At 60.6% G+C, this 9,288-nt stretch carries 9 protein-coding genes; all 9 read right to left on the bottom strand.

All coding sequences use genetic code 11. The annotated features are described in order from the left end of the window. A partial coding sequence (locus D568_RS21765) for an AgmX/PglI C-terminal domain-containing protein (RefSeq protein ID WP_020211012.1) occupies positions 1-970 on the bottom strand: 970 nt, incomplete at its 3' end. After that, complete coding sequence (locus D568_RS0118030) at positions 970-1,491, bottom strand: ExbD/TolR family protein (RefSeq protein ID WP_020211011.1); 522 nt, start codon at positions 1,489-1,491, stop codon at positions 970-972. The genes D568_RS0118030 and D568_RS21765, both read right to left, overlap by 1 nt. Further along, complete coding sequence (locus D568_RS0118025; RefSeq protein ID WP_020211010.1) at positions 1,488-2,060, bottom strand: ExbD/TolR family protein; 573 nt, start codon at positions 2,058-2,060, stop codon at positions 1,488-1,490. The genes D568_RS0118030 and D568_RS0118025 overlap by 4 nt, the downstream gene beginning before the upstream one ends. Before the next feature lie 9 nt (positions 2,061-2,069). After that, positions 2,070-2,750: a MotA/TolQ/ExbB proton channel family protein gene (locus tag D568_RS0118020; protein WP_020211009.1), complete on the bottom strand. Its 681-nt coding sequence runs from the start codon at positions 2,748-2,750 to the stop codon at positions 2,070-2,072. A 65-nt stretch (positions 2,751-2,815) separates the two neighbouring features. Then, positions 2,816-3,157 carry a hypothetical protein gene (locus D568_RS20680; RefSeq protein WP_020211008.1) on the bottom strand — a complete coding sequence of 114 codons (342 nt, stop codon included), beginning with the start codon at positions 3,155-3,157 and terminating at the stop codon, positions 2,816-2,818. Continuing rightward, positions 3,154-3,855, bottom strand: coding sequence for a tetratricopeptide repeat protein (locus tag D568_RS0118010; protein WP_020211007.1), 702 nt, complete (start codon positions 3,853-3,855; stop codon positions 3,154-3,156). Before D568_RS0118010 ends, D568_RS20680 begins: the two co-directional genes overlap by 4 nt. Further along, positions 3,842-6,823, bottom strand: a complete 2,982-nt coding sequence (locus D568_RS0118005) for a tetratricopeptide repeat protein (protein WP_020211006.1) — start codon at positions 6,821-6,823, stop codon at positions 3,842-3,844. The genes D568_RS0118010 and D568_RS0118005 overlap by 14 nt, the downstream gene beginning before the upstream one ends. Then, positions 6,820-8,754 (bottom strand): coiled-coil domain-containing protein, encoded by a 1,935-nt coding sequence (locus tag D568_RS0118000; protein WP_020211005.1) that lies wholly within the window; start codon positions 8,752-8,754, stop codon positions 6,820-6,822. Before D568_RS0118000 ends, D568_RS0118005 begins: the two co-directional genes overlap by 4 nt. Further along, complete coding sequence (locus D568_RS0117995) at positions 8,742-9,245, bottom strand: hypothetical protein (RefSeq protein ID WP_020211004.1); 504 nt, start codon at positions 9,243-9,245, stop codon at positions 8,742-8,744. The genes D568_RS0118000 and D568_RS0117995 overlap by 13 nt, the downstream gene beginning before the upstream one ends. Positions 9,246-9,288 lie beyond the last annotated feature (43 nt).

The following is a 9,288-nucleotide window of genomic DNA, read 5'->3' as shown; positions in this document are numbered from 1 at the left end:
ACAGTTGCGGCAAAAAATTCAAAGTATAATTCCGTGTAGTAACAATCACATCACTACGCGCCGGGAAGGTAATCAACTTAACCCGCGCCAACACCTTGGCTTCCAAATCCGGATCGTTCAGACCAGAGCTAACGATACTCACGTCTGCCAGTGTCCCGTCGGGATTGATTACCAGCTTTAACACCACCTTGCCCTGCAGTGCTGGGTTGCTGCGCAGGGCGCGGCGGTAGTAGCGATCCAGCGCGCTGGCGTGCTGGCTCATGACTTGGCGAATTTCTTCGTCGGTGCGCTCGGATGCAGTGCGGCTTTTGGCGGGCGCGGCGGAGGCTACGGCATCTTCACCGCCCAGCGGGCTTTCTACCTGGGTGGTTTCGCGGCCCGACAGGGCGACGCCGCCGGTGTCGGTGGAAAGCGCGGCGGTGTTGATACCGCCGCTGTCGGCTTCGGCGTTGCTGGTAATTAAATCGCGCTGGGTGCGTTCGGCTTCGGCCTGGCCACGGGTGATGTTTTCGCTGGCAACGGCTTTGGTATCTATGGCCTCGCGCATATCCGCCAGGGCGTCTTGAAATTGCAGCACGCCGGTGGTTTTGGCTTTTTCCCGCGCTTTATCCACTTCGGTGATTGGCTCTGGCTCGGGCACCACTTCGGGTTCCGGCTCCGGTTCGGGCACCTCTTCTGGCTCCGGCGGCTCTTCGGGTTCTGGTTCTTCTTCCGGTTCTGGCTCAGGCTCGGGCTCAGGCGGCGGTGGGGGCGGCTCGATTTCCTGTTTTTCTAACAGTACCCGCGCCAGTTGCGGCGGCAGCTCTTCTTTTTCGGCGCGTTCAATTTCCGGCAGTTGAATGAGCGGCACCACCACCCCGGCGATGGCAAATACGGCCACGGCCCCGATCAGGATTTTGCCAAAGCGCGAGTCGTCCGCCGCGCTGCGGGCAAAAGGCGATTGCCATTCTGGTGTCTGCCGGCGGGCCATTACTGCTTAGCCCCCTCAAGCGCTTCGCCGCGTTTGTCGGCGGTTTTGTTCACTGCCAGTGCGATATCTCGGTAGCCCGCCTGGGCGCAGGTATTCATAACCTGTTTGAGCAAGGTATAAGGGATGGCTTTGTCGCCCATGATGGTAATGGGCAAGCCCTTGGCTTGTTGCTCGGGGGTGATGTTGCGGCGCGAGGCGCGGTATTCCAGCTCGGTTAGCAGGGGCTCGATTTCCGGGTCTTCACCAATGCTGGCAATGTCGGTAACCGGACGGCCCCCCACCAGAATGTTCTCGTCGTTTACCATCACCACCAGGGTGGTTTCGGGCACTGTGTCGGCGATGGAGGCTGGCAGCTTGATGGATTTGTCGTTGGTCAGTACCTCAACGTCGGACGAGTTGACCAACAAAAAGAACACCAGGATGGTGAAAATATCCATCAGCGATACCAGGTTCAGCTTGGGTACCGCTTGGTTGCGGCGATGGTGCTTGGCCATGCGCTTGGCGCGCAGTGATTGTTTCATGGCGCACCTCCGCTCACCGTGTCGCAGGGCACCTGATCGCGCAGCGGGTCATTGTCGGGGGCATCGCCCAGCGAGATTTGCGGGAACAGCGAGGCATCCACCACGTTGGCGGCCACCACGGCTTTAAACGAGCGCACCGCGTCCATGGTGCTGACAATGGTTTGGTAATCTGTGTCTGGCTGGGCCAGGAGGACAATGTCGTTTTTCTCGATCTGGTAGTCGTCTTCCAAGCGGATTTTGATTTGCTTGAGCGCCTCGGTCAGCTCGGCGTAGTTGTGAGTACCTGCCATGTCGCCCTCGGTGTGCGGGCAGACGGAAAACGCGCGGTTGCCCGCCGGGTGGTTAATGCCCAGGTAATCCGGGTAGAGAACCACTTCCAGAAAGTCCATATCCTCGGAGTCTTCGGCGCTGCTGGCCGAGGCGGAATCCGGCAGGTTGAGTTCCAGCACGGTAATGCGCGAGAACACCATGCTCAGCAACAGCACCGGCACCAATACGATCATCAGATTCATAAAGGAGGTGATGTTGAGCTCGGCTTCCTCGTTGTGGCGCCGTCTTCTAAAGCGCATGGGCCAGCCTTACACCCCGGCTCTGGGAGCGGGCTGACTGGCGGCGGCCGCTTTGGGCTGGGCGCTGCCGGTCAGAAGGTTAAGGCACTTCACGCCGGTCATTTCCAGCGAGTCCACAAGCTCGGTGGTTTTGGTTTGCAGCATGGCGTGAAACAGCAGCAGCGGAATGGCGGAAATAAGACCAAAGGCGGTGGTGTTCATGGCCACCGAAATACTGTTTGAGAGCAAGGTGGCTTTTTCGGCGGGATCGGCCTCAGCCACGGCGGTAAAGGCGGCAATCAGGCCGATAATGGTACCCAAAAGCCCTAAAAGGGTGGCGATATTCGCCAAAGTGGCTAAGTAAGGCGTGCGCTTTTCAAGCCGCGGCATGGCTTCTAATACGCCCTCTTCCATGGCCAGTTCGATATCGTCGCGATTGCCCGACTGGCCCATACGCGCCACCCCGGCGGCAACGATGCGAGCGATGGGGGCATCGTCTGAACGGCCCAGTTGCACCACGCCCTGATAGTCGCGTTTTTTCAGCAGCGGCATGACCCGGTTAAACGCCTGGCTGTTGGCGCGGCGCGCGGCGCTGAGCACCAGATAGCGTTCTACCGCAATCACCAGGCCGATAATCAGCACCAGCGCGATGGGGTACATAAAAGGCCCACCGTTTTGGAAAAAGCGCACGATCGTGGAGAAAAAATCCATAGTTATTTACCTTGTGTGTTGCTCTGCGCCGCTGGGCGTCCCCCAAAATACCGGCGCATTATGCCTCAGTTGTTCGTATCGGTTTGTGATGCCTGCGATGTTTCTGTTAGCTGTGTCTCATTTTTATTGCTCGCTTGCGATGCTGGCTCAATCTGATCCAGCAGGTTTAACTCGCGGTGAAGCTCTGAGCGCTCTAAATGCTCAAACACGGCGGCGGACTGGTCGCGTACCACATCGTATTTAAGCGTGGGGCTGTCGGGCGTTTGCCAGGGCACAATGTACAGCACCTGGGGCTGCTCCTGATTACCGGTGATTGTGCTTTCCAGGCGTTCATCCTGCGCTTGCGCCGCCAGTGGCAATAACAGCGCGGCGATAAAAGCTGCTGCGTTTAAAACTAACGGCTTCACTGCGCCCCCTGTGCGGTCATACGCCGCTGTAAGTCGATAATCCAACCCGCCAGTTGTGTATCCGGTGCGCCCTGGGTTTGCTCGGTCAGGTACTGGGCGGCCTGATAGTGCAGCAGCGCCTGGGGCCAGTCGCCGGTGTAAATGTCCTGCAAGATACCCAGGTTTTTATGGCTGGCAATTGAGTGTGGCCACACCGCCAGCGCCTGCTCGTACAGCTCTTGCGCCTGGGCAAAATTGCCTTCGCGCCGCTCCAGCGCCGCCAGATGGTTGTAGGCATCCACATTCAGCGGGTTGGCGGCCAGGGCGCGGTCAAAGGCGGCGCGGGCCTGACCAGGCTCGTTGAGCTGCACCCAGACAATACCGAGATTAAGCCAGGGGCCGGATAACTCGGGCGCCTGCACCACCAGCGCTTGCAGGGTGTGGCGCGCATCACTCCAGCGCTGTTGCGTCATTTGCTGCTGTGCGGTGGCAAAACTGTTTTGTATGTCAGCGCTCACTTTGGGCGCAGGGCCTTGCAGGTAAGGATTAATGGTAACAGGGCCCGGCGGTAGCGCGGCGTTAAAGGCCTGCTCGCTGGCTTCCGCCTGGGCCATTTCCGCCTCGGCTGTAGCGGCATCAGTAGGCTGTTCGGGGGAGCTGGCGCAGGCGCTCAGCAGCAACACACCCGATAACGCCAGCAGTGGCTTAGCGAATCTCACGGGCCACCTCCACGGTTTGTTCCTGTTTGCCGTAGCGCGCGGGCAGTAGTTTTGCCAGCGACTGAATACTGGCCGCGACCCAGTCATCGTAAAGCCCCTGCCAGCTGCGCTGGGCGTTGGCTTCGTGTAAGTCGATGGCTTTTTCTTCAAAGGGGTAGGCCTGTTCTTCCAGCAGAATATCGTATTGCTCCAGCTCCAGCGCGTTGAGGTTGGCAGGCCGTTCGGAGTCCATTAAATCGCGCGCCAGCGAGGTGTAAATTTCGCCGATAAAGAAATTGGCGCGGGTGGTAAAGTCCGCCACTTTAAAGTCCAGCACCTGCTGTTGCGCGGCCAGGGCCGCATCCAGCGCGCTGCGCTTTTGCCCCAGGCTCTGCTGGATGGGCAGGGTAAGGGCGATGTTTTTAAACCGGTGGTAGGGCGCTTCGGCCAGGGTGGTCGCCGCCTGCGCGCCCAAATAGCGACTGCGCTCGGTGGGGTTTTGCTGCGCGGTTTTAACAATGCGCGCCAGCCAAAAATCCCGGCTTTCGCTATCGCCCACCTCGTTGTACAGCTCGGACAGGCGCAGCTCTACCTCCAGCCGCTCGCTGACGGGTTCGGCGTAGCTGTGGGCGTAATCACGGTAGTGGTCGCGGGCCTGCTCCCAGTCGCCTTCTTTATCGTAGTACTCGGCGGCGCTTAACAGCGACTGGCGGCCCAACTCGGTGCCAGCATTGGCACTGGCCTGAGCGCTCAGCAGCGCGGCGGCAGCGGCCCAGTTGCCCTGCGCCTCGTGAATCACAATCAGTTTGGCGGGCAGGCGCGCGCTCAGTTCATGGTTGGGGTAGGCGGTTTTAAACTCGCTTAACAGACTCTGGGCCTGGGCATAGTCACCGGCCATTTGCGCGGTGTGCCCGGCATCGAACAAGGCGGTGGCGGCAATGCTTGTACCCGGCAGCTCGGTGTGAATGCGCAGCAACTGATTGATAGCGGTGGCGTTATCACCACTGGCCAGCGCTAGCTGCGCCTGCTGGTAGATGCTGGCGGCAATGCGCTCGCGCAGCTCGGCGGCGGTGGGCGAGCCGGGCTTTTGGCCGTAGTTGGCGTGTAGCTCAAGCGCCTGCCAGTAGGCGGCCTCGGCCTCGGGGTAAAGCTGCTGTTCAAACTCTGAATGCCCCAGAGTCAGCCAGGCGGTGTAGAGCAAGTCGCCCTCTGGGGCGGGCTGCCAGGTAATCACCCGTCGCGCCACCTGCGAGGCGCGCGCCAGCTCACCCTGGTACATCAGCTCGGGGGCGGCCTGGGTTAATACCACAATGGCGCGCTCATCCTGTGGGTAGGTGTCGGCAAATTTAATGGCGTTGTCGATTTTGCGCTCTTGCCACTGCCACAGCTTGCTCTGCACCGGCTCATCAGTAAGGGAATCGGTGGGCAGGTTTTCGCCCGCCTTCGAGCGCTCAATCAGGTTTTGGCTCAGCAGTACCGCGCTGTAGCCGGCATCCGCGCCATAGGTGGCGTCTATGCGCTCAAACGCGACGGTTTCGTAAGCGCCCAGCGCGGCGATGGTGCGGCCGCTTTCGTTATAGGCCTCGGCCATCAGGAAGTTGATCTCGCCGGCGCGTTCATCCAGCGGGAAGGTGAGCAGAAACTCTTCGTACAGCTCTGCAGCATCGGCGTAGGCGCGGCGCACATCGGCGCGGGACGGGGCCAGGGCATTGGCGTCGTTTTGCGCTTTGGCCAGACGCTGCGCTTCGGCGTGGTTGTGGCGCGCCAGCTCTTCCAGATACAGCTTGAGCTTAGCCAAGGCCTGCGCACTCATATTGCGCGGCCGGTTGCTGCGCACCACCTGACGCGCCGCCAGACCGGTGGCGGGGGTGGCAATACCGGCGCGGGCCTGCCAGTAGTTGCTGTAAATACCATAGTGATTTACGTAAGCGCGCTTGGCGGGCAACACCAGCGAGGGAAAGCCGCCCGCCTGATACACCTCAATTTCGCGAATGGAAAAGTCGGGCGCGATGTCTGCGCTGGGGTTGTTACTGACAAAGCGGGCGTAGGTATCGGCGCTGTCCAGGTAGCGCTCTTGGCTCAGGTACAGCTCACCCAGCTGCTGGTACAGCAAGTATTGATAGGGCCGGGCGCCGATGTCTTGCTGCTGTTCGGCAATAGACTGGGCGCCGTCGAGGTTGGCGTAAGTAAAGCTGAGCACCCGCAGGGTGTCGTCTACCAGATTGCGCTGGTTGGGGTCCATGCGCGACATCGCCGTGGCCACCTGCGAGGGCAGCACCGCGCCGGCGAAGGCGTCGTCCAGCAGCTGGGTAAACTGCCCCAGCGCATCGCCGTAGCGCGATTGCTTGTACGCGGCCCAGCCCTGCATGTACAGGGCATTATCGGCAAAGGCGCTGGTGGGGCTGGTGGCAACTTCAAGGTAGAGGGCCTCGGCCAGTTCGTAATCGCCCGCGGCAAAGGCGCGCTCAGCGCGGCGGAACTGCGCCTCGTGAATATAAGGGGAATCGGGAAAGCGCTGCGCCAGCTCGTCCAGGGTGGCGGCGGCTTCGCGGTCGCGACCGTCCAGTGCGTAGGCCTTGGCGAGCTTGTAGTAGAGGGCATCTGGCGCGCTCGCCACCGATTGCGCCGGGTCTGCCTCGTAGGTGGCTACCAGCGCCTGATAGTGACTGATGGGCTCGGCGAAAAAGGCGGTAAGGGTACGGGCCTCTTGCTGAGCCTGTTCGCTGCGGGCCATTTCTAAATCCGCCAGGCGCACTTGAATGTGGTGGCGCACTTCGGGGTCGGTGGCCACCAGCAGGGCGGCGCGGTATTGGGCTTCTATCTGCTCCAGATTTTCGGCGGCCACACCTTCGTCGTGCCTGGGGATGACAGGCTCGGGCAGGTCTGCCAGGGTGCGGCTGTCCTCTACCGGGTTATGGCCACAGGCCGACAACACCAGCGATAACGCCAACGGCAAGGTGAACGAAGACGGCGTGCGATGCCAATTCATTGCGCCACCTCGGGCAGCTGCGGACCGTCTGTGGGGGTATCGGCGCGATAGGCATCATCCAGCAGGCGCGCGATGCTGAGGCGCGTTTGCGCCAGATAGTCGTTAAGGCGGGCGCGATGGCCCTGTAAATGCTCGGTTAGCGTATTCGCTAAGGCCTCGGCGCGGGCGTTGATGGCGCTGCGCAACTCGGCCAGCTGCTGGCTGTTTTGCTGGCTGATTTGCGCCAAGCGGGCGAGATCGGCATCGATATCCGGGTCTTCTGCCAGCAACTTTTGAATACTTGCTGCACGGGTTTGCGATTGTTCCAGTGTGGTATCAATCTGATGCAAACGCTTTTGAATTTGCCAGGTGTTGTGGGCGAAGTTCTGCTCGGCTTGCCAAGTTAAAATACCGCGATAGAGCTTGAGCTTGGCGGCGGCATCCGCCGGGGCGCGGCCACTGCCCGCCAGCCTTTGCAGGGCCGCTTCGGCGTTTTGTAACCGTTGATACAAGGCCGCGATGTCGCCCTCGGCCAGCGCCAGAACATCACGCTCTTGGCGCACTTGGGCCAGGGTATTGGCCAGTTGATCGCGCTCTTGCATCAGTTCGGCGGGCTGTAGCAGCAGGCCACTGTCGGCTACTTGCTGGGCGCGGGCGGCGCGGCGGCTGCGTTTTTCCTCCAGCAATTGACCGTAAATAGCGAGCTTGTGGCGCCAATGGTCGAACTTATCCGCCAGCGCGAGTAAGTCACGCAGGCTTTGCACCTGAGCCTGAAACTCATCGCTGATTAACAGCCCATCCAGATAGGTTAAATCGCTGCTCATCACGCTTACGCTATCCAGCGTAAGCCAGTTTTGTTTTAGCGTGCCTGGGGCGCTGTTAAGGCTGGGGTGCGGCGCATCGCCGGTTAATTGCGCCAGCAACGCCTCACGGCTCATGGCGCCGATGGCGGTATCGAGATTCGCAAGTTCGGTGTTAAGCAGCTGCTCCGACTCGCGGTAGGCACCCAGGGCGGCGCCGGTGGCATCAATTTGCTCGTAGGCCCAGGGCACCGCCAGTAAGGATTCCTGCACCGCCGGGTCCAACAGTGAGCGCTGGCGCAGCGCCTGCCAGGGCTTTAGCGCCAGCACATAGTCGTGGTAGCTGGCGGCGGCCCAGCCGTAGCCGAGCAGGGCGCGATTGGCCAGGGCGTTATCCAGCCTTACCTCGCGAAACGCGGCCTTGGCCGAGGCGTAATCGCGCTGGCCCAAGTAGCTGTAGCCGAGGGCGGTGTAGGTTTTGTCGCGCACCGCCAGGTACTCTTCTACCCGGTTTTTATCCTCGGGTGGCTCGGCCTCAAGCATGGCTTTGTAATAGCTTTGCGCGCGAATCGGATCGCCTGCGCGGGAGGCACTATTGCCTAAATTCAACAGCGCGAGATAAGTGTTATCGGTGAGAGGCTCAAGCAAGCTCTGGGCGCTGTTTAAACTGGGCGCGCCCTGGGTTTGAATACGCAAATGCACTGCGAGCAGCGCCGCTTCGTCTTGCAGTGACGCCGGCAAAGCACCTTCTAACGCCTGTAAATGATTCGCCGCTGCGGGGTAGTCGCCCGCCTGATAGCTGAGCCGGGCGAGATAAAAATGCGCGGTATCGCGTACCTCGGGGGCTTCGCCCTGGCCCAGGTGGGCGGCGAATTCGGCGCGGGCTTTGGCGGTCATGCCGTAGGCCAGGTACATACCGGCGCGCATTAATTCTGGGTAGTGCCCATGGCCGCTGATGCCGCCCTGCTGGCGGGCAAGCTCAAGGGTCGAGAGCGCCTCGGCGTAGTCGCCCTGGTAGTAGTGGTACAGGCCCTCGCCATAATCCAGGTTATGCGCCGCGCTGTGTTTGTCACCGGGCTTTTGCGCCGCGCTCGCAACGCCGCTCAGGCACACCACTAACGCCAGGCAAAGGCTGTGGCTTACAGCTCCCATTGCTTGATTTCAAACACCGGTTGCAGCTTGGCGGTGGAGTCGACAATTTTTAACTCCAGCACCACGGGCGCTGTGGATTTATCAATGGTGATGGCGGCGGCGCGCTTGTAGGGCTGACCCTGCGGGCCAATTCCGGTAAAAAAGGCGCTTATTTCGTGACTGCCGCTTTTGACGTTACCGATATACAGCTTTTGAATGCCGCCGCGAATCAGGGCGTCGACCTGCTTTTCACTGTAGAGCTCGGCGGCGACAAAGGTGTCGTCGATTTTCAGTTTCACCGCATCCAGGGCGAAGTACTCGGCTACATCCATGCTGAGATACACCGCCACCTGGCTGTTGGGCGGGTAGAGCAGTTCTTCTTCCAGAATCAGCAAATCGCGATTGAGGTTAAGCGCGCTCTGCTTCAGCGCCTCGGCATCGTCCGCACTGGCCTGCGCGAAAACTGGCGCCGCCCCCAAGCAAAGCGCCAGCAGTAAAAGAATTCGAATCATGGTGTCTTCCTGTGAGGCGAGCCTTATGCTGTGGTTATAGCCC

This window comes from Gilvimarinus chinensis DSM 19667 (assembly GCF_000377745.1).
Classification (GTDB): Bacteria; Pseudomonadota; Gammaproteobacteria; order Pseudomonadales; family Cellvibrionaceae; genus Gilvimarinus; species Gilvimarinus chinensis.
This window is presented reverse-complemented; position numbering and strand designations above follow the sequence as displayed.